This is a genomic window from Pseudomonas sp. URIL14HWK12:I5, assembly GCF_900176445.1.
GTDB classification, from domain to species: Bacteria; Pseudomonadota; Gammaproteobacteria; order Pseudomonadales; family Pseudomonadaceae; genus Aquipseudomonas; species Aquipseudomonas monteilii.
Genome location: NZ_FWXQ01000001.1, coordinates 181,595 through 199,928 on the forward strand (window position 1 = coordinate 181,595; position 18,334 = coordinate 199,928).

Here is an 18,334-nt window from a genome sequence, read left to right on the forward strand (position 1 = left end):
AATGGCACGCGACCACGAAGGTACTTACCAACCCAACGCCAAGGCTCGCAAACAGCAGGAAAAGGATCAGCGCCGCATGGAGTACCGCCGCGCGATCGAGGTCTATTGCGACCAACGCCAATTGCTCCGCGACCTGGCAGACTACCCCGAGCTGCAAGCGCTCACGGTATGGCAGACGTCGTCGGCAGCTTCCCCGAAAAACGTTCAACAAGCGCGCTGATCAACGCACGTTCGCTGCGGATGAACGCCAAAAACGCCAAGGCCACCGGCGACTGCCGCTTGGCCTTGGCCTGCACCACGCACCAGCTCCGGTATAGCGGCAGTTCTTCTACGGGTAGCTCCCTCAACACACCAGTGGCCAGCTCCAGGTTGACTGCATGGCGGGTCAGCAAGGCGACACCCAGGCCGGCGATCACGCATTCGCGCTGGGCATCGGCAGAGGCCACTTCCAGCGTCTGCGTAAAGTGTACGCGCTTGTCCTTGAAGTACTCCTCGCACGCCTTGCGTGTGCCCGAACCTTGCTCGCGGACCAGCAGGGTATGAGGCTCCAGGTCCTGCAGGCGCAACTGCTCCAGTTTGCACAGCGGATGTTCGGGCGGTGCCACCGCCACGATTGGGTTGTTGAGGAATGGCAGAAATTCCAGGCCCATGTCCTGCGGCACCATCGACATGATGATCAGGTCGTCGCGGTTATCCGAAAGGCGACGAATGGCCTGGGCGCGGTTGACCACCGTCAGGGTCAGGTTGACCTCCGGGTGACGCTGCTTGAAGGCGGCGAACAGGTGTGGCACGAAGTACTTGGCACTGGACTCGATCGCCAGTTTCAGCTGCCCCTGCAGTGAGCCCTGCATGTCCGACAGCTGCATGTCCAGGCTCTCCAGCCGCCCGAAGATGTCGCGGCTGGCGCGTTGCAAGGCTTCGGCCGCCTCGGTCAGGTACAGCTTCTTGCCTACGTACTCGAACAGTGGCTGGCCAATCAGCTCTTCGAGCTGGCGGATCTGTAGACTAACGGCGGGTTGCGTCAGTGCCATCTCTTCCGCCGCGCGGCTGTACGAGCGCAAATCGCACACCTCGTTGAAGATCTGCAATTGACGCAAAGTCATACGCATCAAGGACTTACGCATTTTTATCGACTCGTTGGCAACACCTTGTAACCGCACTATAAGCTTTTGCTAATACAGCCTCTAACAAATATTGATTTTTGTTTATCGACCTACAGCGCTAGGGTGAATACGCGACTGGCCAGCAACGTCTGGTCACGCGCCGACCGGTAGAACCGGCTCGACTGTTCCTACGGCTTTGGGAAGACTCCAGTGATAAAAAAAATCCTGATCGCCAACCGAGGTGAAATCGCAGTTCGGATCGTGCGTGCCTGCGCCGAGATGGGCATTCGCTCGGTAGCGATCTATTCCGACGCCGACCGTCACGCCTTGCACGTCAAGCGCGCCGATGAGGCACACAGCATTGGTGCCGAGCCGCTGGCTGGCTACCTGAACCCGCGCAAGCTGGTGAACCTGGCTGTGGAAACCGGCTGCGATGCCCTGCACCCAGGCTATGGTTTCCTGTCGGAAAACGCCGAACTGGCGGAGATCTGCGCAGAGCGCGGGATCAAGTTCATCGGCCCGGCTGCCGACGTGATTCGCCGCATGGGCGACAAGACCGAAGCGCGCCGCACCATGATCGCCGCCGGTGTGCCGGTAACCCCGGGTACCGAAGGCAACGTTGCCGATATTCATGAAGCCCTGAGCGAAGGTGACCGCATCGGTTACCCGGTGATGCTCAAGGCCACTTCCGGTGGTGGCGGCCGTGGTATCCGCCGCTGCAACAGCCGTGAAGAACTGGAACAGAACTTCCCACGGGTTATTTCCGAGGCCACCAAGGCCTTTGGTTCGGCCGAGGTGTTCCTGGAAAAGTGCATCGTCAACCCCAAGCACATCGAGGCGCAGATCCTCGGTGACAGCTTTGGCAACGTGGTGCACCTGTTCGAGCGCGACTGCTCGATCCAGCGCCGTAACCAGAAGCTCATCGAAATTGCCCCAAGCCCGCAGCTCACCCCCGAGCAGCGCGCCTACATCGGCGACCTGGCAGTGCGTGCGGCCAAGGCCGTGAACTACGAGAACGCCGGTACCGTGGAGTTCCTGCTCGCCGATGGCGAGGTGTACTTCATGGAAATGAACACCCGGGTGCAGGTGGAGCACACCATCACCGAGGAAATCACCGGTATCGACATCGTCCGTGAGCAGATCCGCATTGCTTCGGGCCTGCCGCTGTCGGTCAAGCAGGAAGATATCCAGCACCGCGGATACGCGCTGCAGTTCCGCATCAACGCCGAAGACCCGAAAAACAACTTCCTGCCCAGCTTCGGCAAGATCACCCGTTACTACGCCCCCGGCGGCCCGGGCGTGCGTACCGACACGGCAATCTATACCGGCTACACCATTCCGCCGTTCTACGACTCCATGTGCCTGAAGCTGGTGGTGTGGGCGTTGACCTGGGAAGAAGCCATGGACCGCGGCCTGCGGGCCCTGGACGACATGCGCGTGCAAGGGGTGAAGACCACTGCCGCGTACTACCAGGAAATCCTGCGCAACCCGGAATTCCGTAGCGGCCAGTTCAATACCAGCTTCGTCGAAAGCCACCCTGAACTGACCAACTACTCGATCAAGCGCAAACCCGAAGAGCTGGCCCTGGCCATCGCCGCCGCCATCGCCGCCCACGCAGGCCTGTGAGGAACCCCATAATGTCCAAGAAAATCCACGTTACCGACACGATCCTGCGCGACGCCCACCAGTCCTTGCTGGCCACCCGCATGCGCACCGAAGACATGCTGCCGATCTGCGACAAGCTCGACAAAGTCGGCTACTGGTCGCTGGAAGTCTGGGGCGGCGCCACCTTCGACGCCTGTGTGCGCTTCCTGAAAGAAGACCCGTGGGAGCGCCTGCGCAAGCTGCGCGCAGCCCTGCCCAATACCCGCCTGCAAATGCTGCTGCGCGGCCAGAACCTGCTGGGCTACCGCCATTACAGCGACGACGTGGTCAAGGCCTTCGTCGCCAAGGCAGCGGTCAACGGCATCGACGTGTTCCGCATCTTCGACGCCATGAACGACGTGCGTAACCTGCGCGTGGCCATTGAAGCGGTCAAGGCCGCTGGCAAGCACGCCCAGGGCACCATCGCCTACACCGTCAGCCCCGTGCACACCATCGACGCCTTTGTAGCCCAGGCCAAACAGATGGAAGCCATGGGTTGCGATTCGATCGCGATCAAGGATATGGCCGGCCTGTTGACGCCGTTCGCCACTGGCGAGCTGGTCAGGGCGCTGAAGGCCGAGCAATCCCTGCCGGTATTCATCCACTCCCACGACACCGCCGGCCTGGCTGCCATGTGCCAGCTGAAGGCAGTTGAAAACGGCGCCGACCACATCGACACCGCCATCTCCAGCTTCGCCTGGGGCACCAGCCACCCAGGCACCGAGTCGATGGTGGCTGCGCTCAAGGGCAGCGAATTCGACACCGGCCTGGACCTGGAACTGCTGCAGGAAATCGGCCTGTACTTCTACGCCGTGCGCAAGAAGTACCACCAGTTCGAAAGCGAGTTCACCGCCGTGGACACCCGCGTGCAGGTCAACCAGGTGCCGGGCGGCATGATCTCCAACCTGGCCAACCAGCTGAAAGAGCAGGGTGCGCTTAACCGCATGAACGAAGTGCTGGCCGAGATCCCACGTGTACGTGAAGACCTTGGCTTCCCGCCGCTGGTAACCCCGACCTCGCAGATCGTTGGCACCCAGGCATTCTTCAACGTGTTGGCTGGCGAGCGCTACAAGACCATCACCAACGAGGTGAAACTGTACCTGCAAGGCGGTTACGGCAAGGCCCCGGGCGTGGTGAATGAGCAGCTGCGCCGTCAGGCAATCGGCAGCGAAGAAGTGATCGACGTACGCCCGGCCGACCTGCTCAAGCCGGAAATGGCCAAGCTGCGTGCCGACATCGGCGCCCTGGCTCATTGTGAAGAAGACGTGCTGACGTTCGCCATGTTCCCTGACATTGGCCGAAAGTTCCTCGAAGAGCGCGAAGCCGGCACCTTGACGCCAGAAGCCCTGCTGCCGATTCCGGAGGCCGGCGCCGTAGCCGCCCCGGGCGGTGAAGGCGTGCCGACCGAGTTCGTCATCGACGTGCACGGCGAAACCTACCGCGTCGATATCACCGGCGTGGGCGTTAAGGCCGAAGGCAAGCGTCACTTCTACCTGTCGATCGACGGCATGCCGGAAGAAGTGGTGTTCGAGCCACTCAACGAGTTCGTTGGCGGCGGCGGCAGCAAGCGCAAGCAAGCCACCGACCCAGGCCACGTCAGCACCACCATGCCAGGCAACATCGTCGATGTGCTGGTCAAGGAAGGCGACCTGGTCAAGGCCGGCCAGGCCGTGCTGATCACCGAAGCCATGAAGATGGAAACCGAAGTGCAGGCGGCCATCGCCGGCAAGGTCGTCGCCATTCATGTGGCCAAGGGCGACCGTGTAACGCCGGGTGAAATCCTGATCGAGATCGAGGGCTGATTTAAGCGCTCATCTACAAGCGGTTTACCTCTGGGGAGCGAATGCTCCCCTTTTTTTGTACTGAACCTGATGGCCCATACAAGACTCAGCCTTTGCGGCATGCCTCAAGTGTCTGCACCTGCCCACTCGGCTGCTGGTTTTCCTCTCCCAGCCACCGCTCGAATCCGGCAGCCACCGCTGGCCACTCTTCATCGGTAATCGAATACCAGGCCGTATCGCGGTTATGGTCCTTCACCACCAGGTGCTTGCGGAACACCCCTTCGTAAACGAAGCCAAACCGCTCCGCCGCCCGCTTGGAGCGGGCGTTGGCGTTGTTGCACTTCCACTCCAGCCGGCGGTTGCCCAGTTCGAAGGCCAACTTGCCCAGCAGGTACACCGCCTCGGTTCCTTTAGGTGTGCGCTGCATGGCGGCGCCGAAGGCGATATGGCCGATTTCGATACGCCCGTGGTCGGGTACGATGGACATCAGGCTCAGAATGCCCTGTGCCTGGCCGCTGGGGCGGTCGATGACGGTGTAGAACAGCGGATCGCGGCCTGCGGCGTTGCCCTCCAGCCAACGGTCGAAGGCGGCACGCTCGGTGAACGGCCCATAAGGCAGGTAGTCCCATAGCACCGGGTCGGATGCCGGGCCTTGCAGCACGTCCCAAAGGGCGTCGCCATGGCGCGCCGGGTCGAGCTTTTCCAGGCGGATGAAGCGGCCTTCAATGGGTTCGGCCTGGGGCGTTGCGGCGGGTTTCCAGTTCAATGCGTCTGTCATGTTCGGCCTACAAACCTTTGCGGAATTGGATGAAGCCCGAGCGTTCGGCAACCTGCTGATACAGGCTGATGGCGCTGGCATTGGTTTCGTGGGTCAGCCAGTGCACCTTGATGCAGCCGTCGGCCTTGGCTCTTGCGTAGACGTGCTCGATCAGCTGGCGGCCAATGCCCAGGCCCCGCTGCGCACTGTCCACGTACAGGTCCTGCAGGTAGCAGGAATTCTCGATGCTCCAGTTGGAACGATGGTAGATGAAGTTGACCATGCCTACCGCCTTGCCATCGGCCCAGGCCAGGGTCGAATGGGTGGGCTCCTTCGGATCGAGCAGGCGTTGCCAGGTGCTCAGGCTGACTTCATCGGCCAGTTCGCTTTCGTAGAAGTGCAGGTAGGCCTGCCACAGGGCGAGCCAGGCCGCGTGATCTTGGGCAGTGACAGGGCGTAGGGTAACGCTGGACATGGGCTATTCCTTCAGAGTTGGCGCATGTGCGCCGCGAGTTGGTTGTCCAGCTGATCGGCGCTGGCGCTCAGGCCTTCGCGCACGCCAGCGATGTCTTGATCGGAACGGTTCTGGCTGAGCTTGCGTGCCCCTTGCAGACGGGCGACGGGCAGGCGGATGCCGACGATGGCGCGGAGCATGCCATCGAGGTAGTCGGCAGGGGCGTCCGTGACTTTCCACGGTTCGCTGCGGCCCTGTTCATGGCGGTCGGTCAGGCGGCTGACGATCGCCAGCAGCGGCTCGGTATCATGGATCACCTCGGCTGTGCCGTAGGCGTGCACGGCCAGATAGTTCCAGGTAGGTACGACTTTGGGGTTATCAGCCTTGCTCGGGTAGTAGCCGGGGCTGACATAGGCATCGGCGCCGGGGAATACCAGCAAGGCTTCGGCACCCTGTGCCAGGTCCTGCCATTGGCGGTTGGCCCGGGCCAGGTGGGCATAGACCGTACCGAATTCGCCTTCGGTGGTATCGACCAGCACTGGCAGGTGCGTGGCCAGCAGCCCCTGATCGCCGTGGCTGACCAGGACAGCCAGGCGGGTGTCGAGCATGTGCTGGTGCAGGCGGCCGAGGTCGTGCTCCTGATGCGGCTTGCTGTTGTACATAGGGCTTGGTCCTTGTCGAATGGTTCCATCCTAGGCAGGCTATTGGTTCTGGGTAAGAGCCATTACTGCCTGATTTGATAGGTCCAATGCCATGAGCGAGCGCCCCTTCACACTGCCATTCGACCCTGCCGGGATCGCCCTTGATCGACGCCGTGGGCTGAGTCAGCAGCTGTACCAGGCATTGCGTGCGCGGGTGCTGGATGGGCGCCTGAGCAGTGGAACACGGCTACCAGCCACTCGCGACCTGGCCGTCATGCTGGCGCTGTCACGCAACAGTGTGGTGCGCGCCTATGACCAATTGTATGCGGAGGGCTACATCGAAAGCCGAGTTGGAGATGGTACTTACGTAAGTCGGCTGCCAAAAATATCCACACAAATATCCACAGGGTTATCCCGAGGCTTATCAACAGGGTTATCCACATTTTCCGCAGAAAATACTGAGGATTTATCCAGCGAACGGCGTTTATCTGCGCCTTTACAGCGCCTGAAAAGTAACCACTTACCCTCCCCAAGAAGTGGTGCGCCCCGTGCCTTTCGGGTCGGCATTCCGGCATTCGACTTGTTCCCTTTTGACGTCTGGGCCAAGCTGCAGGCGGGTTTTTGGCGTAAACCATCCCCTGCGCAGCTGGGTTACGGTGACCCGGCAGGCGAGCCGGCTTTGCGCGAGTTGATCGCGGCCTACCTGCGCCGTTCGCGTGGGCTAAGTTGTATGGCTGAACAAATTGTGATCACCAGTGGTGCACAACAAGCCATCAGCCTTTGTGCACAGCTGTTGTTGCAGCCGGGTGACGGTGTGGCTGTGGAAAACCCCGGCTACCGCGCGGCCGGGCATGCCTTTGCGCTGGCTGGCGCCACGTTGCATGGCGTGCCTGTGGACGAAGAGGGCATGGACTGCCGTCTGCTCGGTCAGCAGGCGAACTGCCGGCTGGCGTATGTCACGCCGGCCCATCAATACCCGACCGGGGTCACCATGAGCCTGGCGCGGCGCCTGGCGTTGCTGGCGTGGGCCGAACGCAACGATGGCTGGATCATCGAGGACGACTATGACGGCGAGTACCGCTACAGCGGTGCGCCCTTGGCTCCGTTGGCGGCGCTCGACCGGCACGGTCGGGTGCTGTACGTCGGCACCTTCGGCAAGATTGCGTTCCCCGCGTTGCGCCTGGGTTACCTGGTGCTGCCGCCGCAACTGGTGCAGGGATTCAGTCAGGGCAAGGCGTTGGCCGTGCGGCATTCGGAAGTCAGCAGCCAGTGCGTGATGGCCGAATTCATGGCGCGCGGGCATTTCCAGCGGCATATCCGCCGTATGCGCAAGGCCGCTTTGAGTCGACGTAACGTACTCAAGGCTGGCTGGCCTGTGGATATTCCCGGGTTGGGCGAGATGCCGGAAGTGGCGGCCGGGCTGCATGTGAAGGTGGATGTGGATAACTTTGCGCGGGAGCAGGAACTGGTGGCAAAGGCTGAAGCAGTGGGTTTAGAGGTGACGCCGCTAAGTAATTTCTGGTTGGCGGACAGCGAGGTGCCTGTGGATAAGCGAGCGGGGCTGGTGCTGGGGTTTGCGGCGGTGCCGGAGGGGGAGATTGCCGAAGCCTTGATGAAATTGCGAAAGGTTTGGAAAAAGTGAATTGGGGCCGCTGTGCGGCCCTTCGCGGGCACGCCCGCTCCCACAGAGTCCGGTTGTAATGCGATCAATGTGGGAGCGGGCATGCCCGCGAAGCAGGCGACTCAGGTTCCGGACTTGATCCTGGTCCAGGCCCGGGTTCTGGCCCGCTCTGCGTCCCGTGCCAAGGGCTTGAGGGTATAAAGCTTGGCCATCGCTTCCGCCGTCGGGTACAGGTTGGGATTGTTGCGAATCGCCGGACTGACCTTTTCAGTCGCATCCTTGTTCGGGTTCGGATAACCGACAAAGTCGCTGATCGGCGCAATCACCTCAGGCCGTAGCAAGTAATTGATGAATGTGTGGGCATCTTCCGGGTTGGCCGCATTCTTTGGAATCGCCAGCATGTCGAACCAGATCGGCGCACCCTCCTTGGGCAGGCGCATGTCCACCACCACGCCGTTCTTGGCATCGCGCGCGCGGTTGGCGGCCTGCGAGAAACTGCCGCTGTAACCCACCGCCACACAGATATCGCCATTGGCGATGTCTGCCATGTACTTCGAAGAATGGAAGTAGGTGATGTGTGGGCGGATCTTCAGCATCAACGCTTCGGCCTTCTTGTAGTCGGCCGGTTTGTCGCTGTTCGGCGGTAAACCCAAGTACTGCAGGGCCAGCGGCAGAATCTCCGAAGGCGAGTCGAGCAGCGCCACGCCGCACTGCTTGAGCTTGGCGATGTTCTCCTCCTTGAAGATCAGGTCCCAGCTGTCCACCGGGGCGTTGTCGCCGAGCGCTGCCTTGACCTTGGCCGGGTTGAAGCCGATCAGCACGGTGCCGTACATGTAGGGCACCGCGTACTTGTTACCCGGGTCGTTGGCCTCGATCAGCTTCATCAGCGCCGGGTCCAGGTGTTGCCAGTTCGGCAGTTTGCTGCGGTCCAGCGGCTGAAACACCCCGGCTTCGATCTGCTTGGCGAGGAACACGTTGGACGGCACCACCACGTCATAGCCGGAGTTGCCGGTGAGCAGCTTGGCCTCCAGCGCCTCGTTGGTATCGAAGATGTCGTAGATCAGCTTGACCCCGCTGTCCTGCTTGAAATCGGTCAAGGTCTGCGGGGTGATGTAGTCGAACCAGTTATACACACGCAGTGTGCGCTGCTCGGCTTGAGCATGCAGGGCACCGGTGAACAAGGTGGCAGCGATGAACGGGGCGAGTAGACGCTTGAGTCGGACCATTACCGGGCTCCTGGCTGGGCGCGCTGGAAGCCTTCCAGCACATTGACCGCGTTGATACCGATTTCTTCCACAGCGTAGCCGCCCTCCATCACGAACAGGGTCGGCTTGCCGAGCTGGCCGATACGTTTGCCCATTTCCAGGTAGTCCGGGCTGTCCAGCTTGAACTGCGAGATTGGGTCGTCCTTGAAGGTGTCCACACCCAGCGAGATCACCAGTACGTCGGCGTCATAGCGGGCAATGCGCTGGCAGGCATCCTCCAGGGCTGCGCTCCAGGCCGCCCAGTCGCTGCCGGCCGGAAGCGGGTAGTTGATGTTGCAGCCCTCACCGGCACCTTCGCCGGTTTCGTCGGCATAGCCCAGGAAGAACGGGAATTCGTCCTGCGGGTCGCCATGGATCGAAGCGAAGAATACGTCGTCGCGGCTGTAGAAGATGTCCTGGGTGCCGTTGCCGTGGTGGTAGTCGACGTCGAGGATGGCGACCTTGCGCTTGCCTTGGTCCAGGAAGGCCTGGGCGGCGATGGCGGCGTTGTTCAGGTAGCAATAACCGCCCATGACTTCGCCTGCGGCGTGGTGCCCCGGTGGGCGGCACAGGGCAAAGGCCGAATGGGCGCCCTGCTGGATTGCCGCCTGGGCCGTGAGGGCGACCTGGGCGGCGCTGTAGGCGGCCTGCCAGGTACCGGCGGTGATCGGCGCGCCGGCATCGAAGCTGTAATAGCCCAACTCGCCATGCAGGCCGGTGGGTTTTACCTGGCGCAAGGTGCGAGCAGGCCAGGTGAACGGCAGCAGGTCGCCTTCCTGGCCCAGTGCGGCCCAGCGCGCCCAGGCGCCTTCGAAGAAGTCGAGATAGTCGGCGCTGTGGATGCGCAGCAACGGCGCGCGACCGAAGTCGGTAGGGCCTTGGATGTCGCCAAGGTTGCGTTTTTTTACCTGGTCGAGCACATGGTCAGCGCGCGAAGGCATTTCGAAGCAGGGCATCAGCTTGCCGTCGATCAGCTCGCAGCGGCCGTGGTGGAGGCGGTGATCATCGGAATAGATCGTCAGCATTGTTGTTCTCCGTTGGATACTGGCGTGGGTCCATTGTCATGGACAGGTCAGTAGTGGAGAACGACGCAAACGGCCAAAAGGGGATCGATGTGGCCAAGCTCTTTGGCCGGCGCTGGTCAACCGCGGAAGTGGCTGGGCGCTACACCACTCCAACGCTGGAACGCATGCCGAAAACTGGCGGTCTCGCTGAACCCCAAGGTCTCGGCAATGCGATAGATCGGCATCTGTTCATCAGCCAGCAACTGCTTGGCCCGCTCGAACCTCAACTCGTCCAGCAGCTGTTGATAACTGCTGCCCAGCGCCTGCAAATGCCGGCGCAGGGTGCGCGACGAGCAATTCATCTGTCGCGCCAACCCTTCCAGCCCAGGCGCGGCGTCCAGTTGCTGTGCCAGCAGCTGGCGAATCCGCCCCAGCCAGGCCTGCCGGCCCGTGAACTCAAGGTTCAGGCGCCGGCAGCGTTCGCTCATGGCCTTGTGGGTAATCGAATCGGCCAGCGGCAGTGGCCTGTCCAGCCAGCGCCGTTCAAACGCCAAGGCATTGTCCTGAGCGTCGAAACCCACCGGGCACTGGAATGCACCGGCATAGAGCGCGTGGTAACCGGGCCGCGAGTGTTCGAAACGGGCGCCTAGCAGAGGCAGTGGGCGCCCAAGCAAGTCGTCGCAGATGACTTTCAGCGACACCAGGCAGAACTCCGCGTTGAATGCGCTCAGCGCCGGGCTGTCGTGGCAGTCGCTGGCACTTAGCCAGACCCGCTGGCCGTCCTCGATCAAACGTAGCTTGAACACTGTTCCCAGCAGTGCCGGATATGCCAGCGCCAGGCGCAAGGCGTCACCCAAAGTGGCACTGGAGAGCAATGCGTAACCGAGCATGCCGTAGCACGACACGTGCATGCGCCGGCCCAGTTCAAGGCCGATGTCCTCGCGCCGGGCCACAGCGTTGGCGCACACCTGCAGTTCCTGCTGGGTGGTGATGCGCGCATCGGCGTGCCCCAGGTCTGACGGGCCAATGCCGCTGCCGGCCAGCAGCGCTGATGCCTCGCAACCGTCTGCCTGGAAGACGTTGAGGATCAGCGAAACCGCGTTGAGGGTGGTGAGGTGGCTGTGCAGCATGCTGGGTAATCCCGTTGGGCTGGGACGCATTATCGAGCAAGTAGTGTGCCGATATCGGCAAGCGGTCTTCGCGCCGCTTGTTTTGCGGGCAAAAAAAAGGCCCGAAGCATAGGCTCGGGCCTTGAAAGGTTGAGAGGTGTCTAGTCCCTTAACCTGGTGAGACTGTTTGCAGCAGCCGGGTTACGCCTTCAGCGGAACCAGACGGGGAGCGATCATGTTTTCCGGACGCAGGATGTCGTTGAGCATCTCTTCATCCAGCAGCTTCTCTTCGCGCACCAGTTCCAGTACGCCACGGCCTGTTTCCAGGGCAACGCGGGCGATACGGGTGGCGTTTTCGTAGCCGATGTACGGGTTCAGGGCGGTGACCAGGCCGATCGAGTGCTCGACCAGTTCACGGCAGCGCTGTTCGTTGGCGGTGATGCCGACGATGCAGTGTTCGCGCAGCATGTCCATGGCGCGTTGCAGCAGGCGGATCGAGTCGAAGATCTTGTAGGCGATCAGCGGTTCCATCACGTTCAGCTGCAGCTGGCCACCTTCGGCGGCGACGGTCAGGGCCAGGTCGTTGCCCATGATGGCGAAGGCCACCTGGTTGACGGCTTCCGGGATAACCGGGTTGACCTTGCCTGGCATGATCGAGCTGCCTGGCTGACGTGCTGGCAGGTTGATCTCGTTGATGCCGGTGCGCGGGCCGCTGGACAGCAGGCGCAGGTCGTTGCAGATCTTCGACAGCTTGACGGCGGTACGCTTGAGCATGCCGGAGAACAGCACGAAGGCGCCCATGTCGGAAGTGGCTTCGATCAGGTCGGCAGCCGGCACCAGCGGCTGGCCGCTGATGATTGCCAGGCGCTGTACGGCCAGGGCCTGGTAGCCAGGGTCGGCGTTGATGCCGGTACCGATGGCAGTACCACCCAGGTTGATTTCGGTCAGCAGTTCCGGAGCCAGCGAGCGCAGGCGCTGCAGGTCTTCGGTCATGGTGGTGGCGAAGGCGCGGAACTCCTGGCCCAGGGTCATCGGCACGGCGTCCTGCAGCTGGGTACGGCCCATCTTCAGTACGTGGTCGAATTCCTTACCCTTGGCAGCGAAGGCCTGGATCAGGCTGTCGAGGCTGGCCAGCAGCGCGTCGTGACCCAGCAGCAGGCCCAGACGGATAGCGGTCGGGTAGGCGTCGTTGGTCGACTGCGCCATGTTCACATCGTTGTTCGGGTGCAGGTACTGGTACTCACCCTTCTGGTGGCCCATGGCCTCCAGCGCGATGTTGGCGATGACTTCGTTGGCGTTCATGTTGGTGGAAGTACCAGCACCGCCTTGAATCATGTCCACCACGAACTGCTCGTGGTAGTCGCCCTTGATCAGTCGTGCGCAGGCTGCGCTGATCGCGGCGTGCTTGGCATCGCTCAGGTGCCCCAGCTCACGGTTGGCGTCAGCAGCTGCCTGCTTGACCATCGCCAGGCCGACTACCAGTTTCGGATAGTGCGACAGCGGAACGCCGGAGAGGTGGAAGTTGTTGGCAGCGCGCAGGGTCTGGATGCCGTAGTAGGCATCAGCAGGAACTTCAAGGGTACCCAACAGATCTTTTTCGACGCGGAACGATGCAGCGGAGGACATGATGTATATCATCTCGATTTTGACCCGGCACATGCCGGAATGGCGCCAATCCTAGGCCTGAAGGTGATTTTGCGGCCAATGCTGTTGCACGCTAACCTATGCACAAACGGCATAGTGTTTCATGTGACGCCAATTGACATTCGAGCGTGTTCCATTTTGGTGCATGCCGGGAGATGTGCTTCGTGAACCTTGAAAGCAAATGGCTGGAAGATTTCAGCGCGCTGGCTGCCACCCGCAGTTTTTCCCAGGCTGCAGAGCGGCGTTTCGTCACCCAACCGGCCTTCAGCCGGCGCATTCGCAGCCTGGAGGCGGCGTTGGGCCTGCAGTTGGTGAATCGTTCCCGCACACCGATCGAACTGACTGAGGCCGGGCAGCTTTTTCTTGTCACGGCGCGTACGGTTGTCGACCAGTTGAGCGAGATTCTCCGCCATTTGCATCACCTTGAAGGTGGGCAGGGCGAGGTCGTTCAGGTGGCGGCGGCGCACTCCCTTGCATCGGGCTTTTTCCCCCGCTGGGTGGCCCAGTTGCGCAACGACGGTTTGAACATCGCCACCCGCCTGGTTGCGACTAACGTCGGGGATGCCGTGCATGCATTACGCGAAGGTGGCTGCGACCTGATGCTGGCGTTCTATGACCCGGACGCGGCCTTGCAGATGGATGCCGAGATCTTCCCGTCGCTGCACATGGGCACCACCGAAATGTTGCCGGTGTGCGCCGTGGACGCCGAAGGCAAACCGTTGTTCGATCTGGAAGGCGAGGGCAGCGTGCCGCTGCTGGCCTATACCGCAGGCGCGTTCCTGGGGCGTTCGGTCAATTTGCTGCTGCGCCAGCGTAACCTGCGCTATACCACCGTCTACGAAACCGCCATGGCCGACAGTCTCAAGAGCATGGCGCTGGAAGGCATGGGCATCGCCTGGGTGCCGCGCCTGTCGATGCGCGGCGAGCTGGAGCGGGGCGAACTGGCCATCTGCGGCGGCAGTCAGTGGCATGTGCCGCTGGAGATCCGCCTGTACCGCTGCGCCCTGGTACGCAAGGCCAACGTACGGCTGTTGTGGCGCAAGCTGGAAGGTGCGGCGGCGGTTGACCCCAAAGTCAGCCAAAGCCCCGAAAAATAAGGGGCGACAGTTGGTCGCCGGGGTGCCTTAAACGCAACACCTTACGGTATACTGCGCGGCCTTTCGACCGGATGCGTCCGGTCCTGATCAGCAAACAAGCCACGCCGGTCGTCCCGCGTGGCTTGTTGTTTTTTGACGCGCCCAAGGGCGCACAAGCGAAGAGGCTCGACGATGAGTGCACTGGTTGGCGTGATCATGGGCTCCAAGTCCGATTGGTCCACCCTTAGCCACACCGCCGATATGCTGGAAAAACTCGGCATTCCCTACGAAGTGAAGGTGGTTTCCGCCCACCGCACCCCGGATCTGCTGTTCCAGTATGCCGAGGAGGCCGAAGGCCGTGGCATCGAGGTGATCATCGCCGGTGCCGGTGGCGCAGCTCACCTGCCAGGCATGTGCGCCGCCAAGACCCACCTGCCAGTGCTGGGCGTACCCGTCCAGTCGTCGATGTTGTCGGGCGTCGATTCGCTGCTGTCGATCGTGCAGATGCCAGCCGGCGTGCCGGTTGCCACCCTGGCCATCGGCCGTGCCGGTGCCGTCAACGCTGCGCTGCTGTCGGCCAGCATCCTGGGCGCCAAGTACCCACAGTTCCACGCGGCGTTGAAGCAGTTCCGCACGGAGCAGACCGACACCGTGCTGGACAACCCAGACCCGCGCCAGGCTTGAGGCTCAACCCATGAAGATCGGTGTAATCGGTGGCGGCCAGCTGGGCCGCATGCTGGCTCTGGCGGGCACCCCGCTGGGCATGAACTTCGCCTTCCTCGACCCGGCGCCGGACGCTTGCGCCGCGCCCCTGGGCGAGCACCTGCGTGCCGACTATGGCGACCAGGATCACCTGCGCCAGCTGGCCGACGAAGTCGACCTGGTCACCTTCGAGTTCGAAAGTGTCCCGGCCGAGACCGTGGCCTTCCTCTCGCAGTTCGTGCCGGTCTACCCCAGCGCCGAAGCGCTGCGCATCGCCCGCGACCGCCTGTTCGAAAAAAGCATGTTCCGCGACCTGGGTATCCCGACCCCGGCCTTCGCCGACATTCTCTCGCAGGCAGACCTGGACGCCGCAGTGGCCAGCATCGGCCTGCCGGCCGTGCTGAAAACCCGCACCCTGGGTTACGACGGCAAGGGCCAGAAGGTACTGCGTACGCCTGAAGACGTGGTAGGCACCTTCGCCGAGCTGGGCAGCGTGCCGTGCCTGCTGGAAGGCTTCGTGCCGTTCACCGGCGAAGTGTCGCTGGTGGCCGTGCGTGCCCGCGATGGCGAAACCCGCTTCTACCCGCTGGTGCACAACACCCACGAAAGCGGCATCCTGCGCCTTTCGGTGGCCAGCCAGGCGCACCCGCTGCAGGCCCTGGCCGAAGACTACGTGGGCCGCGTGCTGCAAAAACTGGACTATGTAGGTGTGATGGCCTTCGAGTTCTTCGAAGTCGACGGTGGCCTCAAGGCCAACGAAATCGCCCCGCGCGTGCACAACTCCGGGCACTGGACCATCGAAGGCGCCGAATGCAGCCAGTTCGAGAACCACCTGCGCGCCGTTGCCGGCCTGCCGCTGGGCTCGACTGCCAAGGTGGGCGAAAGTGCGATGCTCAACTTCATCGGTGAAGTGCCAGCTGTAGATAAAGTGGTCGCCATTGGTGACTGCCACCTGCACCACTATGGCAAGGCCTTCAAGGTCGGCCGCAAAGTTGGCCACGCCACCCTGCGCTGCCACGACATGGCTACCCTTGAGCGCAAGATTGCCGAAGTAGAAGCCCTGATCAGCAACTGATCGAACTTCTACCACCGGCTTGCCCTCTGAAGATGGCAACAAGCCAAAACGCTGCCTAGGCTTTGGCTTGTTCCATCTTCGAACTGCAGAGGGATTGCCATGGGCATCATTGGAACCATCTTCATCGGCCTCATCGTCGGCCTGCTGGCCCGCTTCATCAAGCCGGGCGACGACAGCATGGGCTGGATCATGACCATCCTGCTGGGTATTGCCGGCTCCCTGTTGGCCACCTATGGCGGCCAGGCGTTGGGCATCTATCAGGCCGGACAGGCAGCGGGCTTCTTTGGCGCGCTGGTCGGTGCCGTGGTCCTTCTGGTGATCTACGGATTCATCAAGAAACGCTGAATACTGGTTAGAATGCCCGGCAATTCATCCGAGTTGCCGAGCATTTCCATGCGTGCCTTTTTCCTTGTCCCCCTGCTGTTGGCCAGCGCCCTGGCCCATGCCGAACTGCCTGAAACCGACTGGCTGGAGTTGATGCCCAAGTCGGACCAGAAGGCGCTCGAGCAAATGCCCGAAATCGACCACAACTCACCGGAAGCCATGGGCACTTTTACCGACAAGGGTGGCCTGAAACAGAGCAAGGGCCTGCCGGCGGTGATGTACTCGACCAAGACCGTGGCAGCCATGAACGGCAAGGACATTCGCCTGGGCGGCTACCCCGTGCCGTTGGAAAGCGACGCCAAGGGCAACAGCACGCTGTTCTTCCTGGTGCCGTACCCTGGGGCGTGCATCCATGTGCCGCCACCGCCGCCGAACCAGCTGGTGCTGGTGCGCTACCCGAAAGGACTGAAGATCGATGACATCTACACACCGCTGTGGGTCAGCGGCACGCTTAAGGTGGAAAAGGTCAGCAATGACCTGGCCGACGCGGCCTATGCGCTGGATGCGGGGAAGGTGAGGGTGGTGGAGGATGCAGACCTCTGATTGCCTGCACCGGCCTCTTCGCGGGCAAGCCCGTAAAGAGGCCGGCAAAACCACTGTAAAACTCAGATCATTTCACAGCCGATCACGACGCCTAGCGAGTGACTCGCCCCTGGCCTCAGCTCCACCAGGTCATCCCACACATTCGCCGTCTCGATGCACAGCATCCGCTGCCAGCCGTCATCAGCCATGTCTGCCAGCTCCTTGGCCCGCTCGGTCCATGGGTTCCAGATCACCGCCGAGCGCGACCCGCTGCTGGTCAAGGTAATCCGCCGGCTCCAATGCGGGTCGACAATGCTCAGCGTCTGCGGGGTATCGAGGTAGATCCGGTCCGTCTCCCCGGCAAACGCCAGCGGCCCTTGCTGCTGGCGCTGTTCCCAGTCAGCCAGGGTCTCGATATAGCCCAGCCCCTCGACCCCTTCGACCCGCGCCTGACGCACATCGCTAACTGCAAAGTAACTATGCAGCGCCTGGCTGATGGTAACCGGGGTATTGCCCATGTTGCGGCTGGTCAGGCTCAGCTTCAGCTCGTCACCCAGCTCCACCACCAGCTTCAGCTCGACGTCATGGGGCCACCCGGGCAGGTCGCCCTGCGCCTCAGGCAGCTCGAACCCGATACGCAGGCCGTCGCCCGCTTCCTCTATACCCAGCAACTGCCAGTCACGTGAGCGCGCCAGCCCGTGAGCTGGTGCCTGCTCGCCGTGGTACATGGCCTGCACGGCCTGGGGGTTGCGCTGCAAGTTGCCAAACCACGGCCAGCACACCGGCACCCCGGCGCGAACCGACTTGCCCTGGCGGAAGATGGCCTGGTCGCTCAGCCACAGCAGCGGCGGCTCGCCGACCCGCTGGTAGCTGAGGATCTGTGCGCCTTGCTGGGCGATCAGGAGTTCGGCGCGGTCGCTGCTGATACGCCAGCAGTTCAGTTCGCCATGTTGCTCGGTTACGACCTGGTAGGTAGCCATTGCATTCATCTCATTGGTTGCCAGTGGGCCTTGGACCCGGGCACATGCAATGAGTTTACCGCCGGCGAGGCTTAGCGACGAGGCACAGACCGGGTACGACCACTGCCGTCGATGGCGACGAAGACGAATACCGCTTCGGTAACCTTGCGCCATTCGCTGGACAGCGGGTCGTCGCTCCACACTTCGACCATCATCCGGATCGAGCTGCGGCCGATCTCCAGGGTCTGGGTATAGAACGACAGCTGCGCGCCGACCGCGACCGGTACCAGGAAGGCCATGCGGTCGATGGCCACGGTAGCCACGCGGCCACCGGCGACGCGGCTGGCCATGGCGGTGCCGGCCAGGTCCATCTGGGCAACCAGCCAGCCGCCGAAGATGTCGCCGAAGCCGTTGGTCTCGCGCGGCAATGCTGTGATCTGCAAGGCCAGGTCGCCTTGTGGGATTGGATCTTCTTGTTCGAGCTCAATCATGCGATGGGGCCTCTGACCCGTGACGCTTTTCGTTGGTGTGGCGCAAAGGCCGGGTAAACGATTCAGCTTGAAACATACTACGCCGATTTCGTTTCACTGGGCGGCCGTAGGGAAACTCTGCGA

The 18,334-nt window shown here is 62.2% G+C and carries 19 protein-coding genes; 9 read left to right on the top strand and 10 right to left on the bottom strand.

Annotation, left to right across the window (positions count from 1 at the left end; all coding sequences use genetic code 11):
- Nucleotide 1: 1 nt before the first annotated feature.
- Nucleotides 2-220, top strand: coding sequence for a PA3496 family putative envelope integrity protein (locus B9A31_RS00885; RefSeq protein ID WP_080578095.1), 219 nt, complete (start codon nt 2-4; stop codon nt 218-220).
- On the opposite strand, the gene B9A31_RS00890 is transcribed toward B9A31_RS00885, so the two are convergent.
- On the bottom strand, nt 162-1,109 hold the full coding sequence (locus B9A31_RS00890) for a LysR family transcriptional regulator (RefSeq protein WP_161751335.1): 948 nt from the start codon (nt 1,107-1,109) through the stop codon (nt 162-164). The genes B9A31_RS00885 and B9A31_RS00890 overlap by 59 nt on opposite strands.
- Nucleotides 1,110-1,313: 204 nt before the next feature.
- Here B9A31_RS00890 and B9A31_RS00895 point away from each other — a divergent pair, with 204 nt between their 5' ends.
- Entirely contained in the window at nt 1,314-2,729 is a 1,416-nt protein-coding gene (locus B9A31_RS00895) for an acetyl-CoA carboxylase biotin carboxylase subunit (protein WP_016712746.1), read from the top strand.
- Between the two features lie 11 nt (nt 2,730-2,740).
- A complete protein-coding gene (gene oadA, locus B9A31_RS00900; protein ID WP_019098447.1) occupies nt 2,741-4,549 on the top strand; it encodes a sodium-extruding oxaloacetate decarboxylase subunit alpha in 1,809 nt (602 codons plus the stop codon).
- 85 nt (nt 4,550-4,634) lie between these two features.
- Here the strand turns inward: oadA and B9A31_RS00905 are convergent, their stop codons facing one another.
- The 3 genes from B9A31_RS00905 to B9A31_RS00915 are packed head-to-tail and all read right to left on the bottom strand — an operon-like array spanning nt 4,635 to nt 6,401.
- Complete coding sequence (locus B9A31_RS00905) at nt 4,635-5,306, bottom strand: GNAT family N-acetyltransferase (protein WP_019098448.1); 672 nt, start codon at nt 5,304-5,306, stop codon at nt 4,635-4,637.
- Between the two features lie 7 nt (nt 5,307-5,313).
- Nucleotides 5,314-5,760 carry a GNAT family N-acetyltransferase gene (locus tag B9A31_RS00910; RefSeq protein WP_084296601.1) on the bottom strand — a complete coding sequence of 149 codons (447 nt, stop codon included), beginning with the start codon at nt 5,758-5,760 and terminating at the stop codon, nt 5,314-5,316.
- An 11-nt stretch (nt 5,761-5,771) separates the two neighbouring features.
- Complete coding sequence (locus B9A31_RS00915) at nt 5,772-6,401, bottom strand: FMN-binding negative transcriptional regulator (RefSeq protein WP_084296602.1); 630 nt, start codon at nt 6,399-6,401, stop codon at nt 5,772-5,774.
- Nucleotides 6,402-6,492: 91 nt separating this feature from the next.
- Here B9A31_RS00915 and B9A31_RS00920 point away from each other — a divergent pair, with 91 nt between their 5' ends.
- On the top strand, nt 6,493-8,022 hold the full coding sequence (locus B9A31_RS00920) for a MocR-like pyridoxine biosynthesis transcription factor PdxR (RefSeq protein ID WP_019098450.1): 1,530 nt from the start codon (nt 6,493-6,495) through the stop codon (nt 8,020-8,022).
- Between the two features lie 101 nt (nt 8,023-8,123).
- Here the strand turns inward: B9A31_RS00920 and B9A31_RS00925 are convergent, their stop codons facing one another.
- The 4 genes from B9A31_RS00925 to aspA all read right to left on the bottom strand — a co-directional run bounded on the left by B9A31_RS00925 (nt 8,124) and on the right by aspA (nt 12,984).
- Entirely contained in the window at nt 8,124-9,227 is a 1,104-nt protein-coding gene (locus B9A31_RS00925) for a polyamine ABC transporter substrate-binding protein (protein ID WP_016712740.1), read from the bottom strand.
- Entirely contained in the window at nt 9,227-10,270 is a 1,044-nt protein-coding gene (locus B9A31_RS00930) for a histone deacetylase family protein (protein ID WP_025754234.1), read from the bottom strand. The genes B9A31_RS00925 and B9A31_RS00930 overlap by 1 nt, the downstream gene beginning before the upstream one ends.
- Nucleotides 10,271-10,386: 116 nt before the next feature.
- A complete protein-coding gene (locus tag B9A31_RS00935; RefSeq protein WP_019098451.1) occupies nt 10,387-11,379 on the bottom strand; it encodes an AraC family transcriptional regulator in 993 nt (330 codons plus the stop codon).
- A gap of 180 nt (nt 11,380-11,559) precedes the next feature.
- The gene (aspA, locus tag B9A31_RS00940; RefSeq protein WP_025754235.1) at nt 11,560-12,984 is read right to left on the bottom strand and encodes an aspartate ammonia-lyase; all 1,425 of its coding nucleotides are present in this window, start codon (nt 12,982-12,984) and stop codon (nt 11,560-11,562) included.
- Nucleotides 12,985-13,166: 182 nt separating this feature from the next.
- Between aspA and B9A31_RS00945 the strand changes: the two genes are divergently transcribed.
- From B9A31_RS00945 to B9A31_RS00965, 5 genes are all read left to right on the top strand, one after another.
- Nucleotides 13,167-14,099 carry a LysR substrate-binding domain-containing protein gene (locus tag B9A31_RS00945; protein WP_161751324.1) on the top strand — a complete coding sequence of 311 codons (933 nt, stop codon included), beginning with the start codon at nt 13,167-13,169 and terminating at the stop codon, nt 14,097-14,099.
- Between the two features lie 171 nt (nt 14,100-14,270).
- Complete coding sequence (purE, locus tag B9A31_RS00950; protein WP_009684500.1) at nt 14,271-14,762, top strand: 5-(carboxyamino)imidazole ribonucleotide mutase; 492 nt, start codon at nt 14,271-14,273, stop codon at nt 14,760-14,762.
- 10 nt (nt 14,763-14,772) lie between these two features.
- A complete protein-coding gene (locus B9A31_RS00955) occupies nt 14,773-15,855 on the top strand; it encodes a 5-(carboxyamino)imidazole ribonucleotide synthase (RefSeq protein ID WP_016502259.1) in 1,083 nt (360 codons plus the stop codon).
- Nucleotides 15,856-15,954: 99 nt separating this feature from the next.
- The gene (locus B9A31_RS00960) at nt 15,955-16,200 is read left to right on the top strand and encodes a GlsB/YeaQ/YmgE family stress response membrane protein (RefSeq protein ID WP_010955824.1); all 246 of its coding nucleotides are present in this window, start codon (nt 15,955-15,957) and stop codon (nt 16,198-16,200) included.
- A gap of 48 nt (nt 16,201-16,248) precedes the next feature.
- Nucleotides 16,249-16,782, top strand: a complete 534-nt coding sequence (locus B9A31_RS00965) for a DUF3299 domain-containing protein (RefSeq protein WP_161751323.1) — start codon at nt 16,249-16,251, stop codon at nt 16,780-16,782.
- A 62-nt stretch (nt 16,783-16,844) separates the two neighbouring features.
- Here the strand turns inward: B9A31_RS00965 and B9A31_RS00970 are convergent, their stop codons facing one another.
- Together B9A31_RS00970 and B9A31_RS00975 are read right to left on the bottom strand one after the other, a co-directional pair.
- The gene (locus B9A31_RS00970) at nt 16,845-17,741 is read right to left on the bottom strand and encodes a D-hexose-6-phosphate mutarotase (RefSeq protein ID WP_025754237.1); all 897 of its coding nucleotides are present in this window, start codon (nt 17,739-17,741) and stop codon (nt 16,845-16,847) included.
- A gap of 71 nt (nt 17,742-17,812) precedes the next feature.
- Nucleotides 17,813-18,211, bottom strand: coding sequence for an acyl-CoA thioesterase (locus tag B9A31_RS00975; RefSeq protein ID WP_016712731.1), 399 nt, complete (start codon nt 18,209-18,211; stop codon nt 17,813-17,815).
- Between the last annotated feature and the right edge of the window lie 123 nt (nt 18,212-18,334).

Bases quoted from the DNA above. Each gene is read 5' to 3' on its own strand.
- B9A31_RS00885 (WP_080578095.1), top strand. From the start codon at position 2: ATGGCACGCGACCACGAAGGTACTTACCAACCCAACGCCAAGGCTCGC.
- B9A31_RS00890 (WP_161751335.1), bottom strand. From the start codon at position 1,109: ATGCGTATGACTTTGCGTCAATTGCAGATCTTCAACGAGGTGTGCGAT.
- oadA (WP_019098447.1), top strand. From the start codon at position 2,741: ATGTCCAAGAAAATCCACGTTACCGACACGATCCTGCGCGACGCCCAC.
- B9A31_RS00905 (WP_019098448.1), bottom strand. From the start codon at position 5,306: ATGACAGACGCATTGAACTGGAAACCCGCCGCAACGCCCCAGGCCGAA.
- B9A31_RS00910 (WP_084296601.1), bottom strand. From the start codon at position 5,760: ATGTCCAGCGTTACCCTACGCCCTGTCACTGCCCAAGATCACGCGGCC.
- B9A31_RS00915 (WP_084296602.1), bottom strand. From the start codon at position 6,401: ATGTACAACAGCAAGCCGCATCAGGAGCACGACCTCGGCCGCCTGCAC.
- B9A31_RS00920 (WP_019098450.1), top strand. From the start codon at position 6,493: ATGAGCGAGCGCCCCTTCACACTGCCATTCGACCCTGCCGGGATCGCC.
- B9A31_RS00925 (WP_016712740.1), bottom strand. From the start codon at position 9,227: ATGGTCCGACTCAAGCGTCTACTCGCCCCGTTCATCGCTGCCACCTTG.
- B9A31_RS00930 (WP_025754234.1), bottom strand. From the start codon at position 10,270: ATGCTGACGATCTATTCCGATGATCACCGCCTCCACCACGGCCGCTGC.
- B9A31_RS00935 (WP_019098451.1), bottom strand. From the start codon at position 11,379: ATGCTGCACAGCCACCTCACCACCCTCAACGCGGTTTCGCTGATCCTC.
- aspA (WP_025754235.1), bottom strand. From the start codon at position 12,984: ATGTCCTCCGCTGCATCGTTCCGCGTCGAAAAAGATCTGTTGGGTACC.
- purE (WP_009684500.1), top strand. From the start codon at position 14,271: ATGAGTGCACTGGTTGGCGTGATCATGGGCTCCAAGTCCGATTGGTCC.
- B9A31_RS00955 (WP_016502259.1), top strand. From the start codon at position 14,773: ATGAAGATCGGTGTAATCGGTGGCGGCCAGCTGGGCCGCATGCTGGCT.
- B9A31_RS00960 (WP_010955824.1), top strand. From the start codon at position 15,955: ATGGGCATCATTGGAACCATCTTCATCGGCCTCATCGTCGGCCTGCTG.
- B9A31_RS00965 (WP_161751323.1), top strand. From the start codon at position 16,249: ATGCGTGCCTTTTTCCTTGTCCCCCTGCTGTTGGCCAGCGCCCTGGCC.
- B9A31_RS00970 (WP_025754237.1), bottom strand. From the start codon at position 17,741: ATGGCTACCTACCAGGTCGTAACCGAGCAACATGGCGAACTGAACTGC.
- B9A31_RS00975 (WP_016712731.1), bottom strand. From the start codon at position 18,211: ATGATTGAGCTCGAACAAGAAGATCCAATCCCACAAGGCGACCTGGCC.